This is a genomic window from Streptomyces tamarix (assembly GCF_032423885.1).
Taxonomy (GTDB): Bacteria; Actinomycetota; Actinomycetes; order Streptomycetales; family Streptomycetaceae; genus Streptomyces; species Streptomyces tamarix.
Map to the genome: position 1 here is coordinate 1 of NZ_JAWCTQ010000013.1, position 26,877 is coordinate 26,877.

The window sequence follows — 26,877 nt, forward strand, 5'->3', positions numbered from 1 at the left end:
CGGGGGGGCGGCGCCCGGGCCCGGCCCCCGCCCCGAGGACTCGGTCACGCGTTCGCGTCGCACTCCTGGGCCCGCAGGGCGCGCGCCAGGTCGTCACGCGCCTCCAGTACGAGCCTGCGCAGCGCCGGCGCGGCCCCCTCGTGCGCGGCCAGCCACGCGTCCGTGGCCTCCAGCGTCTCCGGCCGGTCCTGGAGGGCCGGGAACAGGCCCCGCACCACGTCCATCCCGATCTGGATCGACCGCTCGGCCCACACCCGCTCGATCGCCGCGAAGTACTTCTCCGCGTACGGCGCGAGCAGCTCCCGCTGCGACGGCTGCGCGAACCCCGTGATCGTCGCCTCCACCAGCGCGTTCGACAGCTTGTCGGACTCGACCACCTGCGCCCACGCCTGCGCCTTGACCGCCGCGGACGGCCGCGCCGCCAGGCACCGCACCTGGTGCCGCTTGCCCGACGCGGTGTCGTCCCGCGCCAGTTCCGCGCCGATCACCGACTCGTCGGCCCGGCCGTGCGCGGCGAGCGGCTCCAGGAGCGCCCAGCGCAGCTCCTGGTCGACGTCGAGCCCGTCCACGGTCTCCGTGCCGGCCAGCAGGCCCTGGAGGAACGCGAAGTCCTCGTCCGTCGCCGCGACCGACGCGAAGAACCGCGCCCACGTCAACTGGTGCTCGCTGCCCGGCTCGGCGCTCCGCAGCTCCCGCAGCGCGGCCCGCGCGACGAGTCGGCCGCCGGTCCCGCGCCACTGCGGCGCGGCGTAGTGGGTGAGCGCGGTCCGCACCCAGACGTGCAGCATCTGCAGGACGCCGATGTCCGACTCGCGCCCCGCGAAGGCCAGGACGACCTCCACGAAGTCCCGCGCCGGCATCAGCGCGTCACGCGTCATGTTCCACAGCGCCGACCAGCACAGCGCCCGCGCCAGCGGGTCGGTGATGTCGCCGAGGTGCGCCCGCAGCGTGGCGAGGGAGTCCTCGTCGAACCGCACCTTGCAGTACGTCAGGTCCTCGTCGTTGACCAGCACCAGGGCGGGCCGCTCGGCGCCGGCCAGCTCGGTCACGGCCGTCCGCGTCCCGGTGATGTCGGTCTCGGCACGCGCGTAGCGGACGAGCCGCCCGCCGTCCAGCCGGTACAGGCCGACGACGGCCCGGTGCGGGCGCGCCTCGGCGCCGTCCTGCTCGACGACCAGCTCGGCGACGCGGTCGCCCGTCCCGTCGTACGTGACGACGGGCGTGAGGACGTTGACGCCGGACGTCTCCAGCCAGGACCGGGACCACGCCTTCATGTCGCGGCCGGAGGTCTCCTCCAGCACCGCCAGGAGGTCGCCGAGGGTCGTGTTGCCGTACGCGTGGCGCGTGAAGTACCGGCGGGAGCCCTCCAGGAACGCCTCCCGGCCCGCGTACGCGACGAGCTGCTTCAGGACGGAGGCGCCCTTGGCGTACGTGATGCCGTCGAAGTTGAGCTTGGCGTCCTCCAGGTCGCGGATGTCCGCCGTGACGGGGTGCGTCGAGGGGAGCTGGTCGGCCCGGTACGCCCACGCCTTGCGGTTGTTGGCGAAGGTGATCCAGCCGTCCTCGAACCGGGTCGCCTCGACCATGGAGAACGTCCCCATGAAGTCCGCGAAGGACTCCTTCAGCCACAGGTCGTCCCACCACTTCATGGTGACCAGGTCGCCGAACCACATGTGCGCCATCTCGTGCAGGACGACGTTGGCGCGGCGCTCGTAGGCGGCGCGCGTCACCTTGCCCCGGTAGATGTACTCCTCGCGGAAGGTGACCAGGCCGGGGTTCTCCATGGCGCCGAGGTTGTACTCGGGCACGAAGGCCTGGTCGTACTTGCCGAAGGGGTACGGGTAGTCGAAGGCCTCGTGGAAGAAGTCCAGGCCCTGCTTGGTGACGCGGAAGACGTCGTCCGCGTCGAAGTGCCTGGCGAGGCCCTTGCGGCACATCGCGCCGAGGGGGATCTCCAGGTCGCCGCGCCGGTAGGTGTCGGTGACGTAGTGGTACGGGCCCGCGACGACGCAGGTGATGTAGGTGGAGATCGGCCGGGTCGGCGCGAACCGCCACACCCCGCCGTCCCGGGACTCCTCCGCGCCGTTGCTCCACACGGTCCAGCCCTCGGGCGCCGTCACCTCGAAGCGGTACGGGGCCTTCAGGTCGGGCTGCTCGAAGTTGGCGAACACGCGGCGGGCGTCGGCCGGCTCGTACTGCGTGTAGAGGTAGACCTCGCCGTCCTCCGGGTCGACGAAGCGGTGCATGCCCTCACCGGTGCGGCTGTAGGCGCACTGCGCGTCCACGACCAGGACGTTCTCCTCGGCGAGGCCCTCCAGCGCGATCCGCGCCCCGTCGAAGACGGCCGACGGGTCCAGCGCGCGCCCGTTGAGCGTGACGGAGGTGACGGACGGCGCGACGAGGTCGGCGAAGGTGCTCGCCCCGGGGGTCGCGCAGCGGAACCGGATCGTCGTCACCGAGCGGAACGTCCGCTGCTCCGCCCCGCTCTCCCCGACGGCCGACCGCAGGTCGAGCGCGACCTCGTAGCCCTCGACGGACAGCAGGGCCGCCCGCTCGCGGGCCTCGTCGCGGGACAGGTTCTCACCGGGCACGGGCACTCCTTCGTGGCTCGTTGGTACGGCGTGATCCTCCCACGCCGCCGAGAGCCGCCATAAGCGGGAATGCCCTCGTCGTCCCCCGGCGTTGTGAGGGGAGCGCGACCGCACGTTTCCCTTATGCCGCACGGATCCGAGGAGACACATGTCCGAGACGAGGACCACCGCCGACTTCTGGTTCGACCCGCTGTGCCCGTGGGCGTGGATGACGTCCCGCTGGATGCTGGAGGTGCAGAAGGTCCGCCCGGTGGACGTGCGCTGGCACGTGATGAGCCTCGCCGTCCTCAACGAGAACAAGCTGGACGAGGTCCCGGAGGAGTACCGGGAGGCGCTGGCGACCACGGCGTGGCACCCCGTCCGCGTGGCCGTCGCCGCCGAGCAGCTGCACGGCCCGGAGGTGCTGGGCCGGCTGTACACGGCGATGGGCACGCGCTTCCACAACGAGGGCCAGGGCCCGACCCGCGAGGCGATCGCCGCGGCGCTCGCGGACGCCGGGCTGCCGGCGGAGCTGCTGGAGTACGCCGAGAAGGACACGTACGACGCGGAGCTGCGCGCCTCCCACAAGGAGGGCATCGACCGGGTCGGCCAGGACGTCGGCACGCCGGTGATCTCCGTGCCGGGCCCCGACGGCACGGAGGTCGCGTTCTTCGGCCCGGTCGTCACCCCGGCGCCCAAGGGCGAGGCCGCGGCCCGCCTGTGGGACGGGACGCTGCTGGTCGCGTCGACGCCCGGCTTCTACGAGATCAAGCGCACGCGCACGTCGGGCCCGGTCTTCGACTGAGCGCGCACGCCGGAACGGCCCCCGCGAGTCCTGTCCTCGCGAGGGCCGTTCCTCTTTTCCGCCCGCCGCGTGAAGGGTGAGAAGACGATCACGGGCAGGGGGCCGGGGGGCGGGGCCCCGCCGCCGTCAGGGCGCGATCAGCGGCACGCGGTCCTTGGCCTCGGCGTAGCGCTTCGCCACGTCCTGCCAGTTCACGACCTGCCACATCGCCTCGATGAAGTCGACCTTCTGGTTCTTGTACTGGAGGTAGAAGGCGTGCTCCCAGGCGTCGAACACGAGGATCGGCACGGAGCCCTGGCCGACGTTGCCCTGGTGGTCGTAGACCTGCTCCACGATGAGGCGGCCGCTCACCGGCTCGTACGCCAGGACGCCCCAGCCGGAGCCCTGCGTGGTGGCGGCGGCCTTCGAGAGCTGCGACTTGAACCGCGCGAACGAGCCGAACGACTCGGCGATCGCGTCCGCGAGCTCGCCCGTGCCGTCCTTCTCCAGCGGCTCGCCGCCACCGTCGCCGGTCATGTTGTGCCAGTAGATGGAGTGCAGGATGTGGCCCGAGAGGTGGAAGGCCAGGTTCTTCTGCAGGCCGTTCAGGGCGGCCCACTGGTCCTTGTCGCGGGCCTCCTCCAACTGCTCCAGGGTGTCGTTCGCGCCTTTGACGTACGCGGCGTGGTGCTTGTCGTGGTGGAGCTCGATGATCTCCGGGCTGATGACGGGCGCCAGCGCCGCGTAGTCGTAGGGAAGTTCCGGAAGGGTGTACATCGCCATGCCGAGCCTCCGACTGCTTATTGCAACCTGTGTGCAAGTGCACGCTAGCAGCAGCAGGGTCCGGAGTTGATCAGCCCTTCGCCCTAGGTCCGGGAAGTGGCCGGAAAACGGGGGAGGCCCCGGCGCGCCGTCGCGCCGGGGCCTCCCCAGGGGGTTGCGGGTGGATCAGTCGTCGCCCTTCGCGGCGGTGGCCGCGGGCTTCTCGGCGGGCTCCTCGGCGGTCGCGGGCGCCCCGGCGGCCGGTGCCCCGGCGGGGACGGCCTCCCGGTCGGCGGTCAGCCGCTGGTGGACGTAGCCCAGCACGGCCAGGACCACGACGAGGCCGCCCGTGTAGTAGAGCTGCTCGCGCGTGCCCTCGTCGCGGGCCATCAGGACGAACACCACGGCGATGCCGGCGAGCGCCGCCCACGTGAGGTACGGGAAGGCCCACATCCGCACGACCAGCTTCTCCGGCGCCTCCTGCTCCATGCGGCGGCGCAGGATCAGCTGGGAGACGGCGATGAAGAACCAGACGACCAGGATGATCGCGCCGATCATGTTGAGCAGCCACATGAACAGGTCGTCCGGCCGCCAGTAGCTCAGCAGCACGCACACGAAGCCGAAGACCGACGAGGTCAGCACCGCGACGCGCGGCACACCGCCGGAGATCTTGCCGAGCACCTTCGGGCCCTGGCCGCGCGCCACCAGCGAGCAGGCCATGCGGGAGGCGCCGTAGATGTTGGCGTTCATCGCGGACAGCAGCGCCACCAGCACGACGACGTTCATGATCTCGCCGGCGGCCGGCAGGCCCAGGTGCCTCAGCGTGGCGACGTACGAGCCCTCGGCGAGCGACTCGCTGTTCCACGGGATCAGCGTGACGATGACCACCATGGAGCCGATGTAGAAGACCGCGATGCGCCACATCGCCGTACGGACGGCCTTGGCGACGCCCTCCACCGGGCGCTCGGACTCGGCGGCGGCGATGGTGACGGTCTCCAGGCCGCCGTACGCGAAGACGGAGGCGAGGAGGCCGACGATCAGTCCGTCGGTGCCGTTCGGCAGGAAGCCGCCCTGGCCGGTCAGGTTCGACATGCCGGGGGAGTCGACGTCGGGCAGCAGGCCCAGGATGGCCAGCAGGCCGATGACCAGGAACAGCGTGATGGCGCCGATCTTCAGCGCGGCGAACCAGAACTCGAACTCGCCGAAGTTCTTCACGGCGGCCAGGTTCGTCACGCTGAACACCAGCATGAACAGGGCGACCACCGACCACTCGGGCACGTCCACCCAGCCCGTCACGATCTTGGCGGCGCCGATCGCCTCCAGACCCACGGCCACGCACAGCAGGAACCAGAAGGCCCAGCCCGCCGTGAAGCCCGCCCACGGGCCGATGGCCCGCTCGGAGTGGACCGAGAAGGAGCCGGAGGCCGGGTTGGCCGCCGACATCTCGCCCAGCATGCGCATGATCAGCATGACGAGCAGACCGGAGATCGTGTAGGCGACGACGATCGACGGACCGGCGGCCGCGATGGCGGAGCCCGAACCGACGAAGAGGCCGGCGCCGATCACACCACCGAGGGCGATCATCGACAGGTGGCGTTGCTTGAGTCCGTGCGAGAGCGGCGCGTCGGTGGTCGGCGTCGCAGGTGCGTCGACGTCGGCCGAGCCGGAGGACGCGGGCGCGGGGGTCCGAGACATGGGAGTGCCCTGTTCCGTAGCGGGGGAGAGGCAGAAGGTGCGCCCAAGTTTTGATGCGCGCACCGGGCGCAGGGAACACGTTTCCGCTATACGGACACAGCGCTCACACAAAGTGAAGGCGCAACCACGAATTCCTTACAAGCGGAACGTGATCACCGGTTGTCCGGAAGCAGCCGTTACGTCCGCTTCGCCCGCCACTCCCGGACCAGCGCCACCGCCACCACGAGGGTCGTCGCGCCGGTCGACCAGAGCACCTGGGGGCGGGTCGAACCCTCCCGTAGCATCAGCACCCACACCCCCGTCATCGCAGCCAGCGCCGCCCACGTCAGCCAGGGGAACGCCCACATCCGCACCGCCGGCCCCTCCGGCGCCTCCCGCTCGATCCGCCGCCGCAGCCGCAGTTGCGACACGGCGATCAGGGCCCAGACGAAGAGCAGGACCGCGCCCACGGAGTTGAGCAGGTAGAGGAAAACGGAATCCGGCCACAGGAGGTTCAGCAACACCGACACGAAACCGAACGCCACCGACGCCAACACCGCCCGCCGCGGCACCCCGCCCGCCGACACCACCAGCAGCCCGCGCGGCGCCTGACCGCGTTCCGCGAGCGAGAACACCATCCGGGAGGCCCCGTACAGATTGGCGTTCAGCGCGGACAGCAGCGCCACGAACACGACCACGTCCATCAGCGCGCCCGCCGCCGGCACCCCGATCGCGTCGAGCACCGCCACGTACGGGCTGAGCCCCGGCCGCATCGCCGTCCACGGCAGCAGCGTCACCACGACCAGCATCGAGCCCACGTAGAAGACGAGGATCCGCCACACGGCGGTGCGCACCGCGCGCGCCACGTTCCGGGCCGGGTCGTCCGACTCGGCGGCGGCGATCGTCACCACCTCCAGGCCGCCGAACGCGAACACGACGGCCAGCACCCCCGACACGACGCCGGCCCAGCCGTTCGGCAGGAAGCCGCCCCGCCCGGTCAGGTTCTCCAGCCCCACCGGCTCGCGCCCCGGCAGCCACCCCGCGACGGCCGCCACGCCCAGCAGCAGGAACAGCACGATCGCCCCGACCTTCAGCGAGGCGAACCAGAACTCCGACTCCCCGAAGTTCTTCACGGCGGCCAGGTTGGCGGCCGTGAACACCAGCATGAAGACCAGCACCCAGCCCCACTGCGGCACGGCCGGCAGCCAGCCGCTCGCGATCCGCGCCGCGCCCGCCGCCTCCACCGCCAGCACCACCACCAGCAGGAACCAGTACAGCCATCCCACGGAGAAGCCGGCCCAGCGGCCCAGAGCCCGTTCGGCGTGCACCGAGAACGCGCCCGACGCGGGCATCGCCGCCGCCATCTCCCCGAGCATCCGCATGACCAGCATGGCGAGCGCGCCCGCGATCAGGTACGACAGCACGATCCCCGGCCCGGCCACCGCGATCCCCGCCCCGGAGCCCACGAACAGCCCCGCCCCGATCACCCCGCCCAGGCCGAGCATCGTCAGGTGGCGCCGCTTCAGCACGTGCGCCAGGGGTTCTGCGGGGGCGGTCCGGGGGGCGGGCATGGTGCCGGGCACACTCTCTTCAGGCGTTTGGTGAGACCCCACAGTCTCCCCGGAGATCGCGGCGCCACGCAAAAGGGGCGGTTCAACCGGCCGCCCTAGTGACACGTATCACGTCCCCGGAGGGTTCGCGGACGACCTTTGTGTGAAGTCCACCAACGCCGGGAGCGGGGCTTTGTCGTTCGCTGACGGTGGTCGCCCGCTCGCCCCTGGGCTACGGTCGGGGCCTGTCCCTGGCCCACCGCCCGCGAAGCCCCGCGGAGTACCGGAGTTCCGATGAGCACTGCCGCCGTCCCCGCCCGTACCGGAGCGGTCCTCGCCGACCTGCTCCCCTCCAGCCGCGCCCGCACGAGCGACCTCGCGCTCGTCGCCGGCGGCGCCCTCCTCACGGGCCTCGCCGCCCAGATCGCCGTCCCCGTGCCGGGCTCGCCGGTCCCGGTCTCCGGGCAGACGTTCGCCGCGCTCCTCGTCGGCACCGCGCTCGGCGCCCGCCGCGGCTTCCTCTCCCTCGGCCTGTACGCCCTCGCCGGCATGGTCGGCGTCCCGTGGTTCGCCCAGGGCGAGGCCGGGTACGCCATGCCGACGCTCGGCTACGTCCTCGGCATGCTCCTCGCCGCCACCGCGGTGGGCGCCCTCGCCCGGCGCGGCGCCGACCGCTCGGTGGCGCGCATGGCGGGCACGATGGCGGTCGGGTCCCTGATCGTCTACGCGGTCGGCGTGCCGTACCTCGCCCTCGCCACCGGCATGTCCCTGTCCCAGGCGGTGGCCGCCGGCATGGTGCCGTTCCTCATCGGCGACGCGCTGAAGGCCGCGCTCGCCATGGGCCTGGTGCCCACCGCCTGGAAGCTCCTCGGCGACCGCGACCGGAACCGCGACCGCGGCTGAGGCGCCGAGGCCGCGGCGCAGGCACGCGCCGCCGGAACGACGAGGGGCCCTCCGTCTCACAGGACGGAGGGCCCCTCGCCGTTTCCGCGCGCCTCAGGACTTCGCGGCCGCCCGGTGCCTGCGGTCCAGCACCACGCCCACGGCCACGACGATCGCCGCCACCAGCACCGACAGCAGCACCACCTGGCGGTTGGCCTCGTCGAAGACCATGTAGACCAGCACGAACAGGATCATCGCGGCGGTCGCCCAGGTCAGGTACGGGAACAGCCACATCTTCACGGTGACCTTCTCCGGGGCCTCCCGCATGAGGATGCCGCGCATCCGCAGCTGCGTGAAGCAGATCACCAGCCAGACGAACAGCGCCACGGCGCCCGACGAGTTCAGCAGGAACGTGAAGACGGTGTCCTTGAAAGCGTAGTTGAAGTACACCGCCGCGAAGCCGAAGACCACCGACGCCCAGATCGCCACGGCCGGCACGCCCTTGGCGTTGACCCGCGCGAAGGACTTCGGCGCGTCACCGCGCTCGCCCAGCGAGAACGCCATGCGCGAGGCCGTGTACAGCCCGGAGTTCAGGCACGACAGCACCGCCGTCAGCACGATCACGTTCATGATCTGCCCGGTGTGCGGGATGCCGATGGAGTCGAGCGCGGCGACGTACGAGCCCTTCTCGACGATCGAGGCGTCGTTCCACGGCAGCAGCGTCAGCACGACGAAGATCGAGCCCAGGTAGAACACGCCGATGCGCCAGATCACGCTGTTGGTGGCCTTGGTGACCGCCCGGCGCGGGTCCTCCGACTCGCCGGCCGCGAGGGTGACGATCTCGCTGCCCATGAACGAGAAGACCACCATCAGCACACCGGTGAGCACGGCCCCGGCGCCCTTGGGGAAGAAGCCGCCCGTGTCCGTCAGGTGGGCCAGGCCCGCCCCCGGGTTGTCGGAGCCCGGCAGCAGCCCGAAGACCGCCAGCAGGCCGATGACGACGAACGCGCCGATCGCGACGACCTTGATCCCGGCGAACCAGAACTCGAACTCGCCGTACGAGGAGACCGACGCGAGGTTCGTCGCGGTCAGCACCACCATCACGATCAGGGCCCAGGCCCACTGCGGCACGGCCGGGACCCAGCCCTCCAGGATCACCGCGCCCGCCGTCGCCTCGACGGCCAGGACGACCACCCAGAAGAACCAGTACAGCCAGCCGATGGAGAAGCCCGCCCAGCGGCCGAGGGCCCGGTCCGCGTAGGCCGAGAAGGAGCCGGAGTCCGGGCTGGCGGCGGCCATCTCGCCCAGCATCCGCATCACGAACACGACCATCGCGCCCACCAGGGCGTACGACACGAGGATGGCGGGCCCGGCCGCGGCGATGCCGCCGGACGAACCGACGAAGAGGCCGGCGCCGATCACGCCGCCGATGGCGATCATGGAGAGGTGGCGGTTCTTGAGCCCCGCCTTGAGACCGTGGGAGGACTGCGAAAGTCCGGGTTCTCCGGCCTTTCCGCCTTCCTTCACCAGGTTGGTCTGGGTGGTCATGGACACTTCCTCAGCTTTCTCGGGTGCTCGGGTCGCGAGCCCGAGCATTCAACCCCGCGGGTGTCCGCACCCGGAAGGCCCGAACCCGGATCGTTGTACGCGTCACTCCGGCCCACCCCGGCGGCCGTCGCCGGGTACCCCCCGTGTCACACTCGGAGCCATGCGCGTGTACCTCGGCTCGGACCATGCCGGCTACGAACTCAAGAACCACCTCGTCGAGTGGCTGAAGGCCCACGGCCACGAGCCCGTCGACTGCGGACCCCACGTCTACGACGCCCAGGACGACTACCCGCCGTTCTGCCTGCGTGCCGCGGAGCGGACGGCCGCCGACCCCGACGCCCTCGGCATCGTCATCGGCGGCTCCGGCAACGGCGAGCAGATCGCCGCGAACAAGGTGAAGGGCGTCCGTGCCGCCCTCGCCTGGAGCGAGCAGACCGCCGCCCTGGGCCGCGAGCACAACAACGCCAACGTCGTCGCCGTCGGTGCCCGGATGCACTCCGTCGAGGACGCCACCAAGTTCGTCGAGGTCTTCCTCGCCACCCCGTACTCCGGCGACGAGCGCCACACGCGCCGCATCGAGATGCTCGCCGCGTACGAGACGACCGGCGAGCTCCCCCCGATCCCGGCCCACCACCCGCAGCAGGACTGACACGATGCCCGAAGGGCATACGATCCACCGGCTGGCCGCCGACTACCGGGAGCGGTTCGGCGGCCGCGCCGTGCGGGTGACCAGCCCGCAGGGCAAGTTCTCCGACGCCGCCGCGCTCCTCGACGGCACCGTGCTGGAGACCACCGAGGCCCACGGCAAGCACCTGTTCCTCGGCTTCGGCGCGGAGGAGTGGGTGCACATCCACCTCGGCCTGTTCGGCAAGGTCACCTTCGGCGGCGCGCCCGTCCCGCCGCCCACCGACACGGTCCGCCTGCGGCTCGCCCACGCCGACGCCCACGTCGACCTGCGCGGCCCCACCGCCTGCGCGCTCCTCACCGGCCCCGAGAAGCAGGCGATACACGACCGGCTCGGCCCCGACCCGCTGCGCGACGGAGACGACCCGGACCGCGCCTGGCGCCGCGTCTCCCGCTCCCGTACGACGATCGCCGCGCTCCTCATGGACCAGAAGGTCATCGCCGGGGTCGGCAACGTCTACCGCGCCGAGGTCCTCTTCCGGCACGGCATCGACCCGTACCGCGCGGGAAGGGACGTCACGGAGGCGGAGTGGGCGGCGATCTGGCAGGATCTCGTCGCGCTCATGCGCGAGGGCGTCCGCACCAACCGCATCGACACCGTGCGCCCCGAGCACACCCCCGAGGCGATGGGCCGCCCGCCGCGCGTCGACGACCACGGCGGAGAGGTGTACGTGTACCGCAGGGCCCACCTGCCCTGCCACATCTGTGGCGGCGAGATCCGCACCGCCGATCTCGCCGCCCGCAACCTCTTCTGGTGCCCCGGCTGCCAGCGGCGCTGACCTGCTGCCGGCGGCGCTGACCCGAGCCGCCGGCGCCGGGGCCGGGTACGGCACCGGGACGGGCCCGGCGGCTCAGAAGCCGTGCGGCAGCCAGGGCGCGACGGCGGAGCCGAACGCGAGCGACGCCTCGGCCAGCGCGCCCTCCCGCAGCTCCCGCACCCGGCCCGCCTGTGCCAGCGACACGAGCGAGAACCCGCCCAGGTACGCCGTGCCCAGCTCCCGCACGGACAGCGCCAGGTCCGCCGCCTCGTCCGTGCGGACGCACCGCGCGCCCCGGCCGTCCCCGGTCAGCCGCCAGCGCCCCGCGTTCCAGGGGCAGAAGCCGTCCGCCACCTCCAGGACCACGTCCACCGGCGCCTGGTACGTCCGCGCCTCCAGCGCCGCGCCCACGTCCACCAGCCGGACGAACATCCCGTCCTGCAGCGTGATCCCGCACCGCCGGACGTCCGACACGAGGTGCTGCCAGGCGTCGTCCACCGGACGGCTGCCGACGGAAACAGTCGAAGTCAGATCAATCTCGAACAAATAGCGCCACAGGGCGGCGTACGACAGCGGGTCGAGCGCCCCCAAGTGCTCCATCACCACCGTGCCGTCGGCCCCCGCCGCGTTCCACTCGGGCCGCACCCGGTACAGCACGTACCCCGTGACCCCGCCGTCCCGCTCCGCCAGCACGCACTGCAGCGGCGACGCGCCGCCCCGATCCGACGGCGGGTCCAGCAGCGGCAGCCGCTCCCACCCCGGACGGCGCTCCGTCATCCCCGGCCGCAGCGGCACCGACCGCGCGTACACCGCCTCGCACGCCGCCGCCGCGTCCTCGGGCCGCGCGAGCCGCAGCCGTACGCCGTCCGTCCCTTCCGGAACGGACAGCCGCACCCGGGCCGTGTCGATGTCGGCCCGCATCCGCCGCGTCGCCAGGCCGTAGCCGAACCGGCCGTAGATGTCGGGCTCCGACGCCGTCAGCACCGCCAGCGGCTCGCCCCAGGCACGCACGTCGTCCAGTTGCCGCCGCATCATCGAGGTGAGGACACCGCGCCTGCGGTGCGTCGGCGCCACGCTCACCATCGTCACCCCGGCCGCGGGCACCACCGCCCCGCCCGGCACCGACAGCCGGAACGAGAACGCCCCCGCCGTCCCCACGCACTGCTCCCCGTCCCAGACGCCCAGCGAGCGCTCGTGCTCGGTCAGCGCCTCCCACAGGGCGCGCGCCTCCGGCGCCTCGGCCACACCCCCGAACGCACGCTCCAACTGCTCGTACCACACGTTCCACTGGGCAGGGGCCAGGACCCTCGGCTCGATCGTCATAGGCCATCCGTACCAGCCCGTCCCCCCGGCGGGCGACCCGATTTCGAACGCAATGTCGCGGGGGTCCCCCTGCACGCCGCCCTCCCGGATGGATAGGGTCCAGGCCAATGGCCCGCAGCGCACCACGAACGGACACGTACGCGGCCCGGTACCGCAAGGCGGCCCACCGGGCCCGCGTCGCGCTGCGCAAGTCCGCCGTCGACTACTTCCGCGGCGACGGCTCCGACTGGATCGCCCTGGCGGGCCTCTTCCTCACCATCCCGGCGATCATGCTCGCCACGATCGCCACCCCCGTGTGGTGCGCCCCCGAGGCCCTCGTCCTGCCGATCGTCGCCGGCGGGCTGCTGCTGCGCCCCGCCAGCCTCCTCGGCCTGTACGCCGCCTCCGCCGCCGCGCTGATCGTCGAGTCGGCCGCCCTGGGCCCGTACACCGAGGGCGCCGCCCGGGTCACCCCCGGCACCGTCCTCGTCGTCGCCGCGTGCGGCCTGTTCGGACTGCTCATCGCCCAGTTCCGGGCCCGCGTCGGGGTGCCCTGGCGGCGCGGCGGCACCATGCTGTTCGACCTGCGCGAACGCATCCGCACCCAGAGTGCCCTGCCCCCGCTGCCCAAGGGCTGGCACCGCGAGATGGCGCTGCGCCCGGCCGGCGGCCAGTCCTTCTCCGGCGACTTCGTCGTCGCCGCCCGCACCCACGGCGGCCGCACCCTCGAAGCCGTCCTCACCGACGTGTCCGGCAAGGGCATGGACGCCGGCTCCCGCGCCCTGCTGCTGTCCGGCGCCTTCGGCGGGCTGCTCGGCTCCCTCCCGCCGCACGGCTTCCTCCCCGCCGCCAACGGCTACCTCCTGCGGCAGGACTGGGACGAGGGCTTCGCCACCTCCATCCACCTGGTCCTCGACCTGGAGTCCGGCGACTACGAGCTGCTGTCCGCCGGCCACCTGCCGGCCCTCCAGCTCCACGCGGGCAGCGGACGCTGGGAGGAGAAGGCCGCCGACGGGCCGCTGCTCGGCGTCTACGACGGCGCCGAGTTCCACCCGGTCAAGGGCACCCTGCGCCCCGGCGACGTGCTGATGCTGTTCACCGACGGCCTCGTCGAGGCCGCCGACCGCGACATCGCCGAGGGCATCGACCGGCTCACCGGCGAGGCCGACCGCTACGTCACCGCGGGCTTCCGCGGCGCGGCCTGGCACCTCATCGAGGCGTGCGCCAAGGACGTCAACGACGACCGCGCGCTGCTCCTGATCTCCCGCGAGGCCTGAGCCGGCGCGTACAGTCGCCCCGTGCCGAACCTCTCCCTGCCGCAGGTCGAAGCGATCGCCCGCCGTGCCCACGCCGGGCAGACGGACAAGGCGGGGCGGCCCTACGCCGAGCACCTCCAGGCCGTCGCCGAGGGGGTGCGGGCGCGGGGTGGCAGCGACGGGCAGATCGCCGCGGCGTGGCTGCACGACGCCGTCGAGGACGGCGTCCTGTCGCCTGGCTGGCTCGCCGGCGCCGCGCTGCCGCAGGAGGTCAAGGACATCGTCCTGGCGCTCACCCGGCGCCCCGGCGAGGACCTCGCCGACTACACCGCCCGCGTCCTCGCCGTGCCCGGCGCCCGCCTCGTCAAGGAGGCCGACCTGGCGCACAACGCCGACCCGGACCGGCTCGCCGCCCTCGACGAGCCGACCCGGGCCCGGCTGACCGCCAAGTACGCGCGCGTACGGCGGCTGCTCGGCCTCACCTCCGACTGACCGCCCCGGCGGCCACCGCCCCGCCCGGGGCGCCGCCACCCGGCGCGCCCGGCACGGGTTCCTCCGTCCGGCGGAACGCCCACTCCAGGCGCGGCTCCGTCACCCACCGCAGCGCGCGCCGCACCGGCGGGGTGCACATCAGCGTCACCGCCACGGCCGCCGCCGCCGTCAGCCCGACCCGCCCCGCGGGCGTGGCCAGCACCTCGTACGCGTCGACGAGCTCCCAGTACTGGAGCGCCTTCGTCGCGAACCCGTGCAGGAGGTACCCGCAGAGGCTGCCCGCGCCCAGCACGGTGAACCAGGTCCGCCGCGACGGCACCCACGCCAGGAACGCCGCCGTCAGCACCAGCGCGACGGCGCCCAGCGCGACCGTCGCCAGCGGCCCCGCCCACCACGCGTACCCGAGCTCCTGGGCGCTGGTGTTGCGGTAGAACCAGCCCATCCGCAGGTGCGGCGCCACCGCGTACGCCCCGGCCAGCGCGGCCACCGCGACCGGCACGGCCGCCACCCGCACGGCCCGCCGCCGCAGCAGCCGGAAGTGCTCCTCCCGCAGCGACAGGCCCAGCACGAAGAACGGCAGGAACTGCAGGACCCGCTGGAGGTCCAGGTCGGCCGCGATGCGCGGGGTCAGCGACGCCAGTGCCGCGACGGCCACGGCGACGGGCAGGGGGTGGCGCAGGGCGCGCCACAGCGGGGCGGACAGCCGCCACATGAACAGCGCCAGGAGGAACCAGGTCAGGTAGAAGGGGTCGGTGAGCGAGAACGCCTGTTGCGGCGCGTCCTGCGCCCACCGCCGGTACAGCGTGTACGCCACCTCGAACACGAGGTACGGGACGAGGACCCCGCCCACCAGCCGTCTCAGTTGGTCGGGCCGTCCGGCGAAGCTCCGCGAGAAGTACCCGGAGATGATCACGAACGCCGGCATGTGGAAGGCGTACACGACCATGTAAAGCGCGCGGGTCGCACGGCTGCCCTCCATGACCGGCTCCCACACGTGGCCCACCGCGACGAGCACGATCGCCAGGTATTTCGCGTTGTCGAAGAAAGGATTCCGCTGACTCTGCTTTTCCCGGAGTGGCTGGAACATCCAAGGGACCCTAACCCCGCCCGGCGCCGTTCCGGCAACCCGACGCCCCCCGTCACGGCATGGCACACGGTGCCCGGAATGCCATGACAAATCCCCCACAAAAGCCGCACATCACCCTGTTGGCCGTCACGCCGCGCACACCGGTCGGGGCGCCGGACGTGAGCCCGGACCCCTCCTGTGGCTTTCCTGTGGCGGACACGCGGGCGCCCTGGGGGAATCGCCGCGCATTCCGTCGCGGAATTCCCGCAGGGCCGTACGCCGACCGTGTCCGCCCCGCCCCGCGGGCCCCCGCGTCCGTCCACGACCCGTCACGGGGCAGCACGGGAGGGGTCGTTGATGGCACGATGGACGCGTGCGGGGGTCGCCGGGCCGTGTGCCCCCGGCCGTCCTGACGGACCGACCGAGGGGATCAGTCGTGGCCATTTCGCTGTCCGTGGTGCTGTTGCTGGCGATCGTCCTGGTGGTGATGATCCGCGGCGGCTCGATCAAGGCGGGTCCCGCCGTCGTCGCCGCCCTGTTCGGCTTCTTCCTCGCGTCCTCCGGACTCGGGCCGACCATCTCCAAGATCCTCAACGAGATAGCCGCGTCCATCGGCAGGATCAACTTCTAGCCGGGCCCGGCCGCACCCTCCCGGCCGCCTCCGGCCGGCCCGGAGGCGATTTCGGCGCGCCCGGAGACGACTCCGGCCCGGCCGGGTGATCGCTCACCCGGCCGGGCCGGACGTCCGTACAGAGCGGGCGACGGGAATCGAACCCGCGTAGCTAGTTTGGAAGACTAGGGCTCTACCATTGAGCTACGCCCGCAAGCGGCACACCGCACGTCACCGGGAGGGCGACGGCCGCGCCACGTAGAGCATCGTAGCGGGTTCCCGCGCCGGGTCGCACACCCCTTTAAAGTGCCGACGCAGCGCCCGCGGCCATGTACCCTACGTGTCGCACCGACGGGGTGTGGCGCAGCTTGGTAGCGCGTCCGCTTTGGGAGCGGAAGGCCGTGGGTTCAAATCCCGCCACCCCGACCACGACAGACCCTCACGCGCGTGCCGGACGCAACCAAGATCACGTTGTGGGGCCCGTACTCCTTGCGGTTACTATGCAAACTGCGTGCCCGTGTGTCTCTCTGACCGGGCCGATCCGCTGGGCCGCCGCAGTCAGCGCCCCAGCTGAAACCCAGAATCAGCCACCAAGGAGACCGAACCGTGAAGAGCGCCGTGGAGACCCTGAACCCGACTCGGGTTCGGCTCACTGTCGAGGTGCCCTTCGAGGAGCTCAAGGCCAGCCTCGACGCGGCGTACAAGAAGATCAACCAGCAGGTCACGGTCAAGGGCTTCCGCAAGGGCAAGATCCCGGCCCGGGTCATCGACCAGCGGTTCGGCCGCGGTGCGGTGCTGGAGGAGGCCGTCAACGACGCCCTCCCGAAGCTCTACACCGAGGCGGTCAACGAGGCCGAGGTCAACCCCCTCGGCCAGCCCGAGGTCGACATCACCGAGCTGAAGGACGGCGAGCTGCTGGCCTTCACCGCCGAGGTCGACATCCGCCCGGCGATCGAGATCCCGGACTTCTCCGGCATCGAGGTCACCGTCGACGCCGTCGAGGTCACCGACGAGGACGTCGAGAAGTCCGTGGAGCAGCTGCGCGGGCGCTTCGCCTCCACCTCCCCGGTCGAGCGCGCCGCCGCCGAGGGCGACGTCGTGACGATCGACCTGGAGGCCAAGGTCGACGGCGAGGTCCTCCCGGACGGCGTCGCCACCGGCGTGCAGTACACGATCGGCTCCGATGAGCTGCTGGAGGGCATCGACGAGGCCGTGACCGGCCTGGAGGCCGGTGGCGAGGCCACCTTCACCTCCACGCTGAAGGGCGGCTCCGCCGAGGGCAAGGAGGCCGAGGTCACCGTCAAGGTCACCCAGGTCGCCGCCCGCGAGCTCCCCGAGCTGGACGACGAGTTCGCCCAGATGGCGAGCGAGTTCGACACGCTCGACGAGCTGAAGGCCGACAGCCGCAAGCGCCTCGAGAACATGAAGCAGTACGACCAGGCCACCCAGGCCCAGGAGCGCGTCCTGGACGAGTTGCTGAAGCTGGTCGAGGTCCCGATCCCCGAGAAGCTCCTCGAGGACGAGATCAACACCCGCAAGCACAACCTGGAGCACCACCAGCTCGGCCAGATGGGCCTCACGCTGGAGAAGTACCTGGAGCTCCAGGGCAAGACGGTCGAGGAGTTCGACGCCGAGACCGAGGAGCAGGCGGTCAAGGGCATCAAGACCCAGTTCATCCTGGACGAGCTCGTCTCCAAGGAGAAGCTCAACGTCAACCAGGACGAGCTGACCGAGCACCTGATGCGCCGCGCCGCGTCCTCCGGCATGAGCCCGGACCAGTTCGCCCAGGCCGTCGTCGAGGGCAACCAGGTCCCGATGCTCGTCGGCGAGGTCGCCCGCGGCAAGGCCCTGGCGCTCGTCGTCGAGTCCGCCAAGGTCGTCGACACCAACGGCGAGCCGGTCGTCATGGACGACGACGAGGACGAGACGGCCGAGGCGGCCGAGTCCTCCGAGGCGAAGGCCGAGGAGCAGACCGAGGCCTGAGCGGCCTCGCCCTGAGCTCCGCGGCGGGCCCCGGACGCACTGCGCGACCGGGGCCCGCCGCCGTTCTCAAGGAACCTTGCGCTCCCAGCGAACAGTTCGGGAACCGGGATGGCGCCCGCCCACCTGCGCGTTAGGGTCCATGAATACGAGGGCAGGGGAGTACCCGCCCCCAGGTACGAGAGACGCTGAGACGGCCGCAGCCGTCAGAGACGAGCAGGTGGATACGTGACGAATCTGATGCCTTACGCCGCGGGTGAGCCGTCCATCGGTGGTGGCCTCGGCGACCATGTGTACAACCGGCTGCTCGGTGAGCGGATCATCTTCCTCGGCCAGCAGGTCGACGACGACATCGCGAACAAGATCACTGCGCAGATGCTGCTCCTCGCCGCCGACCCGGACAAGGACATCTACCTGTACATCAACAGCCCCGGCGGCTCGGTGACGGCCGGCATGGCGATCTACGACACCATGCAGTACATCCCGAACGACGTGGTCACGATCGGCATGGGCATGGCCGCCTCCATGGGCCAGTTCCTGCTGACCGGCGGTACCGCGGGCAAGCGCTTCGCCCTGCCCAACACCGACATCCTGATGCACCAGGGCTCCGCCGGCATCGGCGGCACGGCCTCGGACATCAAGATCCAGGCCGAGTACCTCCTCCGCACCAAGCGACGCATGGCCGAGATCACGGCGCGCCACTCGGGCCAGTCCGTGGAGACGATCATCCGCGACGGCGACCGCGACCGCTGGTTCACCGCGGACGAGGCCAAGGAGTACGGCCTGATCGACGAGATCATCTCCGCCGCCTCGGGCGTTCCGGGCGGTGGCGGCACCGGCGCCTGAGCCCTCCCGCCGCACCGACGGCCCCCGCCCCCAGCAGCCCGCCGAACGCCATCAGGATGGTGAACACCCCATGAGCAACTTCTCCGCGAGCGGCCTCTACACCGGCCCGCAGGTGGACAGCCGTTACGTCGTCCCCCGCTTCGTCGAGCGCACCTCCCAGGGCGTGCGCGAGTACGACCCGTACGCGAAGCTCTTCGAAGAGCGCGTGATCTTCCTCGGCGTCCAGATCGACGACGCCTCCGCCAACGACGTCATGGCGCAGCTCCTGTGCCTGGAGTCGATGGACCCGGACCGCGACATCTCGGTCTACATCAACAGCCCCGGTGGCTCCTTCACCGCGCTGACGGCGATCTACGACACGATGCAGTTCGTGAAGCCGGACATCCAGACCGTCTGCATGGGTCAGGCGGCCTCCGCCGCGGCGGTCCTCCTCGCCGCCGGCACGCCCGGCAAGCGCATGGCCCTGCCCAACGCGCGCGTGCTGATCCACCAGCCGTCCGGCGGCACCGGCCGCGAGCAGCTCTCCGACCTGGAGATCGCGGCCAACGAGATCCTCCGGATGCGCACCCAGCTGGAGGAGATGCTCGCCAAGCACTCCACGCAGCCGATCGAGAAGATCCGCGACGACATCGAGCGCGACAAGATCCTCACGGCCGAGGACGCCCTGGCGTACGGCCTGATCGACCAGATCGTGTCGACCCGCAAGAGCACGGCGGCCGCGGCGGCCTGACGCTCGACCTTCCCTTGGCACGGCACGCCGCGGACGCCCGACGACGTGAACCGTGCCAAGGGGGGCCCGAACGGGGGGCCCGGCAAGGTACCGTCGGATATGAGGCACCAGGAGTCGGCTGCGAACAAGCCGCTCCCAGGCGAAGGGGAAGCACCTCGTGGCACGCATCGGTGATGGCGGCGACCTGCTCAAGTGCTCGTTCTGCGGAAAGAGCCAGAAGCAGGTGAAGAAGCTCATCGCAGGCCCCGGTGTGTACATCTGCGACGAGTGCATCGACCTCTGCAACGAGATCATCGAAGAGGAACTCGCCGAGACGAGCGAGGTGCGGTGGGAGGAACTCCCCAAGCCGCGCGAGATCTACGAATTCCTGGAGGGCTACGTCGTCGGCCAGGAGCCGGCGAAGAAGGCCCTCTCGGTCGCGGTGTACAACCACTACAAGCGCGTCCAGGCCGGTGAGAACGGCGGCGCGCAGGGCCGGGACGACGCGATCGAGCTCGCCAAGTCCAACATCCTGCTGCTGGGCCCGACCGGCTCCGGCAAGACGCTGCTCGCCCAGACGCTGGCGCGCATGCTGAACGTCCCCTTCGCCATCGCCGACGCGACGGCGCTCACGGAGGCCGGGTACGTCGGCGAGGACGTCGAGAACATCCTGCTGAAGCTCATCCAGGCGGCCGACTACGACGTCAAGAAGGCCGAGACGGGCATCATCTACATCGACGAGATCGACAAGGTGGCCCGCAAGAGCGAGAACCCGTCCATCACGCGCGACGTGTCGGGCGAGGGCGTCCAGCAGGCCCTGCTGAAGATCCTGGAGGGCACGACGGCCTCCGTCCCGCCGCAGGGCGGCCGCAAGCACCCGCACCAGGAGTTCATCCAGATCGACACGACGAACGTGCTGTTCATCGTGGGCGGTGCCTTCGCCGGCCTGGAGAAGATCATCGAGGCGCGGGCCGGCGCGAAGGGCATCGGCTTCGGCGCGACGATCCGCTCCAAGCGGGAGATCGAGGCGAGCGACCAGTTCCAGGAGGTCATGCCGGAGGACCTGGTGAAGTTCGGGATGATCCCCGAGTTCATCGGCCGCCTCCCCGTGATCACCTCCGTCCACAACCTGGACCGCGAGGCCCTGCTGAAGATCCTCGTCGAGCCGCGCAACGCCCTGGTGAAGCAGTACCAGCGCCTCTTCGAACTCGACGGCGTCGAGCTGGACTTCGACCGCCCCGCCCTGGAGGCCATCGCCGACCAGGCCATCCTCCGCGGCACGGGCGCCCGCGGCCTGCGCGCCATCATGGAGGAGGTCCTCATGTCGGTGATGTACGAGGTGCCGTCCCGCAAGGACGTCGCCCGCGTCGTCATCACCGAGGACGTCGTCCACAACAACGTCAACCCGACCCTGGTCCCCCGGGTCGTCAAGGACCAGGGCCGCCACGAGAAGAGCGCGTAGCACCCCCGGTACGACGAAGGGCGCCCGCCCGGTTCCACGGAACCCGGCGGGCGCCCTTCGCGTCGCGCGGGGCTCACGCCTTGACGCGGACCTCCTTGCGGAGGTCGGCGGTGATCTGCGCCGCCGCGTCCTTGCCGAGGCCCCTCGTCGCCTCGTTGGCGAAGACCACGGCGAACGTGCTGTGGTCCGACCACGCGCAGAACCAGTTGGTCTGCCGCTGCTTCGTCACGAGGTTCTCGCCCTCGATGGACTGGCACTTCATGACGCCGTTGAAGCCGTCCGGGCTCATCTCCTCCGGGGACCCGACCAGCTTCGCCTTGCTGTCGGTGTCCTTCTTCGCCTCCTCGTGCACCCCGGCGAAGTACGCGTCCAGGGTCTTCTCCGGGTCCGCGATCTTGCCGTACACGCCGGTGAAGCTGACCGACTTCGCCGTCATCAGCTCCGGCGACGCCGACGGGTTCGTCAGGTCGATCTTCTTCGGGTCGAGCGTCGAGTACGTCCCCGTCACGGACGTGCCGTCCTGCACGCCCGCCTTCCCCAGGTCGCCCGCCAGCGAGTCGTTGGTGGCGCCCTCCTTGTTGGTCCGCTTGTACTCGCCGCCGAGCACCGTCTCGGGCGTCGCCAGCTTGTGCGGCCCGTCGTCCTCCAGGCCGCCGCCGAACCCCCCGCCGAAGAGGAACCACGCGCCCACGCCCAGCGCCACGGCACCCGCCGCCACACCGATGACCAGGCCCGTCTTCTTCTTCGGGGCCTGCGGCGGGACCGGCGCGCCCGGGTAGCCCGGACCGCCGTACGGGGGCTGCTGCGGGGGCTGGCCGTACGCGCCGGGCTGCGGCGGCTGGCCGTACGGACCCGGCGCCTGCTGCGGGTAGCCGTACCCCGGCTGGGGCGGCGGCGCCTGCTGCGGGTAGCCGTAACCGGGTTGCGGCGCCTGCGGCGGCTGGCCGTACGGACCCGGCTGGCCGTAGGGGCCCGGCTGGCCGTACGGCCCGGGCTGCTGGGGCTGCCCGCCGTACGGACCCGGCTGGTTGTAGCTCATTGAGGGGTTCCCCCATCCAGATGTTTACGCGTCGCTCACATCTTGGCCGAAGGGACGCCCCCCGAGGGGCCCGGGGCCCGGACCGTCACGGAACATTCCCGTTTCAGTACGCGGCTGTGACACCTCTAAACTGGGCCCGTGACCGAGAACACTCAGCAGCAGCCAGCATCCGTCCCCGAACTGCCGACCCAGTACGCGCCGGCCGAGGTAGAGGGGAAGCTGTACGAGAGCTGGGTGGAGCGCGGTTACTTCACGGCCGACGCGGCGAGCGGCAAGCCCGCCTACACCATCGTCATCCCGCCGCCGAACGTCACCGGCAGCCTCCACCTGGGCCACGCCTTCCAGCACACCCTCATGGACGCCCTCACGCGCCGCAAGCGCATGCAGGGCTACGAGGCGCTGTGGCTGCCCGGCATGGACCACGCCGGCATCGCCACCCAGAACAAGGTCGAGCAGCAGCTCGCCGAGGAGGGCAGGTCCCGCCACGACCTGGGCCGCGAGGAGTTCGTCCAGCGGGTCTGGCAGTGGAAGGAGGAGTACGGCGGCAAGATCCTCGGCCAGATGCGCCGCCTGGGCGACGGCGTCGACTGGAGCCGTGAGCGCTTCACCATGGACGAGGGCCTGTCCCGTGCCGTCCAGACCATCTTCAAGAAGCTCTACGACGACGAGCTGATCTACCGCGCCGAGCGCATCATCAACTGGTGCCCGCGCTGCCTCACGGCCATCTCCGACATCGAGGTGGAGTACCAGGAGGACGACGGCGAGCTCGTCTCCATCCGCTACGGCGAGGGCGAGGACAGCCTCGTCGTCGCCACCACCCGCGCCGAGACGATGCTCGGCGACACGGCCGTCGCCGTCCACCCCGACGACGAGCGGTACAAGCACCTGGTCGGCAAGCGCATCAAGCTGCCGCTGACGGACCGTACGATCCCCGTCGTCGCCGACACGCACGTCGACCCGGAGTTCGGCACCGGCGCCGTCAAGGTGACCCCGGCCCACGACCCGAACGACTTCGCCATCGGCCAGCGCCACGGCCTGGAGTCGCTCACCGTCATGGACGAGCGCGGCGTCATCACGGTCCACGGCCCGTTCGAGGGACTCGACCGCTTCGAGGCGCGCTCCACCATCGTCGGCGCACTGCGCGAGCAGGGCCGGATCGTCGCGGAGAAGCGCCCGTACGTCCACTCCGTCGGCCACTGCTCCCGCTGCAGCACCACCGTCGAGCCCCGCCTCTCCCTCCAGTGGTGGGTCAAGGTCGGGCCGCTCGCGAGGGCGGCCGGCGACGCCGTCCGCGACGGCCGGGTCGCGATCCACCCCGAGGACATGTCGAAGCGCTACTTCGACTGGGTGGACAACATGCACGACTGGTGCATCTCGCGCCAGTTGTGGTGGGGCCACCGCATCCCCGTCTGGTACGGCCCGAACGGCGAGGTCGTCTGCGTCGGACCGGACGAGGAGCCGCCGACCGGCGAGGGCTGGACGCAGGACACCGACGTCCTCGACACGTGGTTCTCCTCCGGCCTGTGGCCGTTCTCCACGCTCGGCTGGCCCGAGCGGACGCCGGACCTGGAGAAGTTCTACCCGACCGACGTCCTCCTGACGGGCCACGACATCATCTTCTTCTGGGTCGCCCGGATGATGATGTTCGGCCTGTACGCGATGGACGGCGAGGTGCCGTTCAAGACGATCGCCCTCACCGGCCTCGTCCGCGACGAGCGCGGCAAGAAGATGTCGAAGTCCTTCGGCAACGTCGTCGACCCGCTCGACTGGATGGACCGGTACGGCTCCGACGCGGTCCGCTTCACCCTCGCCAAGGGCGCCAACCCCGGTACGGACGTGCCGATCGGCGAGGACTGGGTCCAGGCGTCCCGGAACTTCGCCAACAAGATCTGGAACGCCACCCGCTTCGCGCTGATGAACGGCGCGACGGTGGAGGGCCCGCTGCCCGAGCCGTCAAAGATGTCCGCCACGGACCGGTGGATCCTCTCCCGCCTCAACAAGACGGTCGCCGAAGTCGACGCGTACTACGAGGACTTCCAGTTCGCCAAGCTCAGCGAGGCCCTCTACCACTTCGCGTGGGACGAGGTCTTCGACTGGTACGTCGAGCTGTCGAAGACGACGTTCTTCGGGGGCGGCGAGCGGGCGAAGGTCTCCGCGCGCGTCCTCGGCGAGGTCCTCGACGTGATGCTGCGCCTGCTGCACCCGATCGTCCCGTTCGTCACCGACACCCTGTGGACCACCCTGACGGGCGGCGAGTCCCTCGTCGTCGCCGACTGGCCCGCGGACAGCGGCTTCCGCGACGACGCGGCCGAGCGGGAGATCGAGCTCGTCCAGCGCGTCGTCACCGAGGTCCGCCGCTTCCGCTCCGACCAGGGCCTCCAGCCCGGTCAGAAGGTCCCGGCCCGCCTGGACCTGGACGGCACGGCGCTGGCCCCGCACGAGGCGGCCATCCGCCAGTTGCTGCGCCTCCAGCCGGAGGGCGAGGGCTTCCACGCCACCGCGTCCCTCCCGGTCGCCGGCGCCACGGTCGCGCTCGACCTGTCGGGCACGATCGACGTCGAGGCGGAGCGCAAGCGCCTGACGAAGGACCTCGCCGCGGCCGAGAAGGAGAAGGCCCAGGCGGAGGGCAAGCTCGGCAACGAGGCCTTCCTCGCCAAGGCGCCCGACCAGGTCGTCGAGAAGATCCGCACGCGGCTCGCCAAGGCGAACGAGGACATCGCCCGCATCGAGGCCCAGCTGGCGGGCCTCCCGCAGGGCTGACCCCTCCCACGGCGGGGCCCCGGGACCGGTTCGGTTCCGGGGCCCCGCCGTGCGCGCGGGTCGGGCCGGCCCGTGTCGGCGGCCCTCCGTAGACTGGACGGCGTGAGTGAGCAGCCCTCGTCCAGCGACCACCCGGACAGCGAAGACTTCGACGGCATCGTCGAGGCGGAGACCACCCGAGACCCCGACCTGGCGGTGATCGAGGCCGGCAGCCGCACCCTGCGCACCCAGGCCGGACCGCCGCAGGGCGACCCCGTACCGGCGCGCCCCGCCGACCCGGAGGTCGACAGGGCGCTGCGGGAGGTCGAGCAGGAGCTCTCCACCCGCTGGGGCGAGACCAAGCTGGAGCCGTCCGTCCAGCGGATCGCCGCGCTCATGGACGTCCTGGGGGAACCCCAGCGCGCGTACCCCTCCCTCCACATCACGGGGACCAACGGCAAGACCTCCACGGCCCGCATGATCGAGGCGCTGCTCGGCGCGTTCGACCTGCGCACCGGCCGGTACACGTCGCCGCACGTCCAGTCGATCACCGAGCGGATCAGCCTGGACGGCGCCCCCATCAGCGCCGAGCGGTTCGTCGAGACGTACCGGGACATCAAGCCGTACGTCGAGATGGTCGACGGCGCCCAGGAGTACCGGCTGTCGTTCTTCGAGGTCCTCACCGGCATGGCGTACGCCGCGTTCGCCGACGCCCCGGTCGACGTGGCCGTCGTCGAGGTCGGCATGGGCGGCACCTGGGACGCGACGAACGTGATCGACGGCTCCGTCGCCGTCGTCACGCCGATCTCCCTCGACCACACCGACCGGCTCGGCGACACGCCCGCGCAGATCGCCGGCGAGAAGGCCGGGATCATCAAGCAGGGCGCCACGGTCATCCTGTCGCAGCAGCCGGTGGACGCGGCGCAGGTGCTGCTGAAGAAGGCCGTCGAGACGGACGCCACCGTCGCGCGCGAGGGCCTGGAGTTCGGCGTCGTCTCCCGCGAGGTCGCCGTCGGCGGCCAGCTGCTGACCCTGCGCGGCCTCGGCGGCGAGTACGAGGGCGTCTTCCTCCCCCTGTACGGCGCGCACCAGGCGCACAACGCCGCGGTGGCGCTCGCCGCGGTCGAGGCGTTCTTCGGGGTCGGCGCGCAGCACGCCCGCCCCCTGGACCTCGACACGGTCCGCCGGGCCTTCGCGTCCGTGGCGTCGCCGGGCCGCCTGGAGGTCGTCCGGCGCAGCCCGACCGTCGTCCTGGACGCCGCGCACAACCCGGCGGGCGCGCAGGCGGCGGCGGACGGCGTCCGGGAGGCGTTCGGCTTCTCGCGGCTGATCGGCGTGGTCGGCGCGAGCGGCGACAAGGACGTGCGGGGGCTCCTCGAAGCGTTCGAGCCGATCTTCGCGGAGGTCGTCGTCACGGCGAACTCCACGCCCCGGGCGATGGACCCCGATGCGCTCGCGGCGATCGCGGTGGAGGTCTTCGGCGAGGAGCGGGTGGTCGTCGAGCCGCGCCTCGACGACGCGCTGGAGGCGGCCATCACGCTCGCCGAGGAAGAGGGCGAGTTCGGGGGCGCCGGTGTGCTGGTGACGGGTTCGGTGATCACGGTCGGGGAAGCCCGGCTGCTCCTGCGGAAGGGCTGACACACATGCGTACGCTCTGCGCCTCGACGCTGATCGGCGAGTTCTTCGTGCTGGGCTTCGCGGGCCTGGTGGCGATGAAGGACCCGGAGCTGGGCATGGGCACCGTCTGGGCGGTGTGCGGCGTCCTGATGGGGGTGAGCCTGCTGCTGTGCGGCATGATCACTCGTCCGGGCGGAGTCCAGCTGGGGTGGGCGCTGCAGATCGCCCTCGTCCTGAGCGGCTTCGTCGTCCCGGTCATGTTCTTCCTCGGCGCGGTCTTCGCGGGTCTGTGGTGGGCGTCCCTCCACTTCGGCCGCAAGATCGACGAGGCGAAGGCCCGCTGGGCCGCCCAGAACGAGGCCGGCGCCTCCTCGGCATAGCCGTACCGCCGGTGCCGGACGACGCACCACGCGCCGCGGGCGGCTCGTCGTTCCCCGCGGGCGCGGGGCGGCCCGCCGATGACGAACGGCTCGCCGCTCACGGTGGGGTCCCCGCACCCCGCGGGGACGGGGCCGCGGCCCGGGGTCCCCTCCCTTTCGGGGCCCCC

General features: G+C 71.5%; 22 protein-coding genes and 2 tRNA genes. 15 read left to right on the top strand and 9 right to left on the bottom strand.

The annotated features are described in order from the left end of the window. Positions 1–44: 44 nt before the first annotated feature. Positions 45–2,591 carry an aminopeptidase N gene (pepN, locus tag RND61_RS12710; RefSeq protein ID WP_315878007.1) on the bottom strand — a complete coding sequence of 849 codons (2,547 nt, stop codon included), beginning with the start codon at positions 2,589–2,591 and terminating at the stop codon, positions 45–47. 148 nt (positions 2,592–2,739) lie between these two features. On the opposite strand from pepN, the gene RND61_RS12715 reads away from it, so the two are divergent. Next, positions 2,740–3,375: a mycothiol-dependent nitroreductase Rv2466c family protein gene (locus RND61_RS12715; RefSeq protein WP_315878008.1), complete on the top strand. Its 636-nt coding sequence runs from the start codon at positions 2,740–2,742 to the stop codon at positions 3,373–3,375. Positions 3,376–3,501: 126 nt separating this feature from the next. Here RND61_RS12715 and RND61_RS12720 read toward each other — a convergent pair whose 3' ends face one another. The 3 genes from RND61_RS12720 to RND61_RS12730 form a co-directional block, all read right to left on the bottom strand. Further along, positions 3,502–4,137 carry a superoxide dismutase gene (locus RND61_RS12720; RefSeq protein WP_315878009.1) on the bottom strand — a complete coding sequence of 212 codons (636 nt, stop codon included), beginning with the start codon at positions 4,135–4,137 and terminating at the stop codon, positions 3,502–3,504. A gap of 165 nt (positions 4,138–4,302) precedes the next feature. After that, complete coding sequence (locus RND61_RS12725) at positions 4,303–5,811, bottom strand: amino acid permease (RefSeq protein WP_315878010.1); 1,509 nt, start codon at positions 5,809–5,811, stop codon at positions 4,303–4,305. A gap of 176 nt (positions 5,812–5,987) precedes the next feature. Beyond that, positions 5,988–7,361 carry an amino acid permease gene (locus RND61_RS12730; protein WP_315878011.1) on the bottom strand — a complete coding sequence of 458 codons (1,374 nt, stop codon included), beginning with the start codon at positions 7,359–7,361 and terminating at the stop codon, positions 5,988–5,990. 273 nt (positions 7,362–7,634) lie between these two features. Between RND61_RS12730 and RND61_RS12735 the strand changes: the two genes are divergently transcribed. Continuing rightward, positions 7,635–8,243 carry a biotin transporter BioY gene (locus tag RND61_RS12735; protein WP_315878012.1) on the top strand — a complete coding sequence of 203 codons (609 nt, stop codon included), beginning with the start codon at positions 7,635–7,637 and terminating at the stop codon, positions 8,241–8,243. Between the two features lie 93 nt (positions 8,244–8,336). Here RND61_RS12735 and RND61_RS12740 read toward each other — a convergent pair whose 3' ends face one another. Beyond that, the gene (locus RND61_RS12740; protein ID WP_315878013.1) at positions 8,337–9,770 is read right to left on the bottom strand and encodes an amino acid permease; all 1,434 of its coding nucleotides are present in this window, start codon (positions 9,768–9,770) and stop codon (positions 8,337–8,339) included. A 160-nt stretch (positions 9,771–9,930) separates the two neighbouring features. On the opposite strand from RND61_RS12740, the gene RND61_RS12745 reads away from it, so the two are divergent. Together RND61_RS12745 and RND61_RS12750 are read left to right on the top strand one after the other, a co-directional pair. After that, positions 9,931–10,419, top strand: a complete 489-nt coding sequence (locus RND61_RS12745) for a ribose-5-phosphate isomerase (protein WP_315878014.1) — start codon at positions 9,931–9,933, stop codon at positions 10,417–10,419. Positions 10,420–10,423: 4 nt separating this feature from the next. Further along, positions 10,424–11,233 carry an Fpg/Nei family DNA glycosylase gene (locus tag RND61_RS12750; RefSeq protein ID WP_315878015.1) on the top strand — a complete coding sequence of 270 codons (810 nt, stop codon included), beginning with the start codon at positions 10,424–10,426 and terminating at the stop codon, positions 11,231–11,233. A gap of 72 nt (positions 11,234–11,305) precedes the next feature. On the opposite strand, the gene RND61_RS12755 is transcribed toward RND61_RS12750, so the two are convergent. Further along, on the bottom strand, positions 11,306–12,535 hold the full coding sequence (locus tag RND61_RS12755) for a GNAT family N-acetyltransferase (RefSeq protein ID WP_315878016.1): 1,230 nt from the start codon (positions 12,533–12,535) through the stop codon (positions 11,306–11,308). 107 nt (positions 12,536–12,642) lie between these two features. Between RND61_RS12755 and RND61_RS12760 the strand changes: the two genes are divergently transcribed. Continuing rightward, positions 12,643–13,791 carry a PP2C family protein-serine/threonine phosphatase gene (locus tag RND61_RS12760; protein WP_315878017.1) on the top strand — a complete coding sequence of 383 codons (1,149 nt, stop codon included), beginning with the start codon at positions 12,643–12,645 and terminating at the stop codon, positions 13,789–13,791. 21 nt (positions 13,792–13,812) lie between these two features. Further along, on the top strand, positions 13,813–14,262 hold the full coding sequence (locus tag RND61_RS12765; protein ID WP_315878018.1) for an HD domain-containing protein: 450 nt from the start codon (positions 13,813–13,815) through the stop codon (positions 14,260–14,262). Here the strand turns inward: RND61_RS12765 and RND61_RS12770 are convergent. After that, complete coding sequence (locus tag RND61_RS12770; RefSeq protein ID WP_315878019.1) at positions 14,249–15,349, bottom strand: acyltransferase family protein; 1,101 nt, start codon at positions 15,347–15,349, stop codon at positions 14,249–14,251. The two genes, RND61_RS12765 and RND61_RS12770, sit on opposite strands and share 14 nt — an antisense overlap. A gap of 415 nt (positions 15,350–15,764) precedes the next feature. Here RND61_RS12770 and RND61_RS12775 point away from each other — a divergent pair, with 415 nt between their 5' ends. Next, complete coding sequence (locus RND61_RS12775; RefSeq protein ID WP_315878020.1) at positions 15,765–15,959, top strand: hypothetical protein; 195 nt, start codon at positions 15,765–15,767, stop codon at positions 15,957–15,959. A gap of 122 nt (positions 15,960–16,081) precedes the next feature. On the opposite strand, the gene RND61_RS12780 is transcribed toward RND61_RS12775, so the two are convergent. Further along, a tRNA-Gly gene (locus RND61_RS12780) sits at positions 16,082–16,152 on the bottom strand. Between the two features lie 138 nt (positions 16,153–16,290). Between RND61_RS12780 and RND61_RS12785 the strand changes: the two genes are divergently transcribed. The 5 genes from RND61_RS12785 (at position 16,291) to clpX (ending at position 20,935) form a co-directional block, all read left to right on the top strand. Then, positions 16,291–16,367: transfer RNA gene (locus RND61_RS12785), tRNA-Pro, on the top strand. A 177-nt stretch (positions 16,368–16,544) separates the two neighbouring features. After that, complete coding sequence (gene tig, locus RND61_RS12790) at positions 16,545–17,921, top strand: trigger factor (RefSeq protein ID WP_315878021.1); 1,377 nt, start codon at positions 16,545–16,547, stop codon at positions 17,919–17,921. Between the two features lie 237 nt (positions 17,922–18,158). Then, a complete protein-coding gene (locus tag RND61_RS12795) occupies positions 18,159–18,764 on the top strand; it encodes an ATP-dependent Clp protease proteolytic subunit (protein ID WP_315878121.1) in 606 nt (201 codons plus the stop codon). Between the two features lie 70 nt (positions 18,765–18,834). Beyond that, entirely contained in the window at positions 18,835–19,494 is a 660-nt protein-coding gene (locus tag RND61_RS12800) for an ATP-dependent Clp protease proteolytic subunit (protein WP_010470196.1), read from the top strand. A 157-nt stretch (positions 19,495–19,651) separates the two neighbouring features. Continuing rightward, a complete protein-coding gene (gene clpX, locus RND61_RS12805; protein ID WP_315878022.1) occupies positions 19,652–20,935 on the top strand; it encodes an ATP-dependent Clp protease ATP-binding subunit ClpX in 1,284 nt (427 codons plus the stop codon). A 73-nt stretch (positions 20,936–21,008) separates the two neighbouring features. Here the strand turns inward: clpX and RND61_RS12810 are convergent, their stop codons facing one another. Next, positions 21,009–21,974, bottom strand: a complete 966-nt coding sequence (locus RND61_RS12810; RefSeq protein ID WP_315878023.1) for a hypothetical protein — start codon at positions 21,972–21,974, stop codon at positions 21,009–21,011. A 138-nt stretch (positions 21,975–22,112) separates the two neighbouring features. Here RND61_RS12810 and RND61_RS12815 point away from each other — a divergent pair, with 138 nt between their 5' ends. The 3 genes from RND61_RS12815 to RND61_RS12825 all read left to right on the top strand — a co-directional run bounded on the left by RND61_RS12815 (position 22,113) and on the right by RND61_RS12825 (position 26,710). Beyond that, on the top strand, positions 22,113–24,734 hold the full coding sequence (locus tag RND61_RS12815; RefSeq protein WP_315878024.1) for a valine--tRNA ligase: 2,622 nt from the start codon (positions 22,113–22,115) through the stop codon (positions 24,732–24,734). A gap of 102 nt (positions 24,735–24,836) precedes the next feature. Beyond that, positions 24,837–26,351, top strand: a complete 1,515-nt coding sequence (gene folC / locus RND61_RS12820) for a bifunctional tetrahydrofolate synthase/dihydrofolate synthase (protein ID WP_315878025.1) — start codon at positions 24,837–24,839, stop codon at positions 26,349–26,351. Between the two features lie 5 nt (positions 26,352–26,356). Next, positions 26,357–26,710: a DUF4233 domain-containing protein gene (locus tag RND61_RS12825; RefSeq protein WP_315878026.1), complete on the top strand. Its 354-nt coding sequence runs from the start codon at positions 26,357–26,359 to the stop codon at positions 26,708–26,710. Positions 26,711–26,877 lie beyond the last annotated feature (167 nt).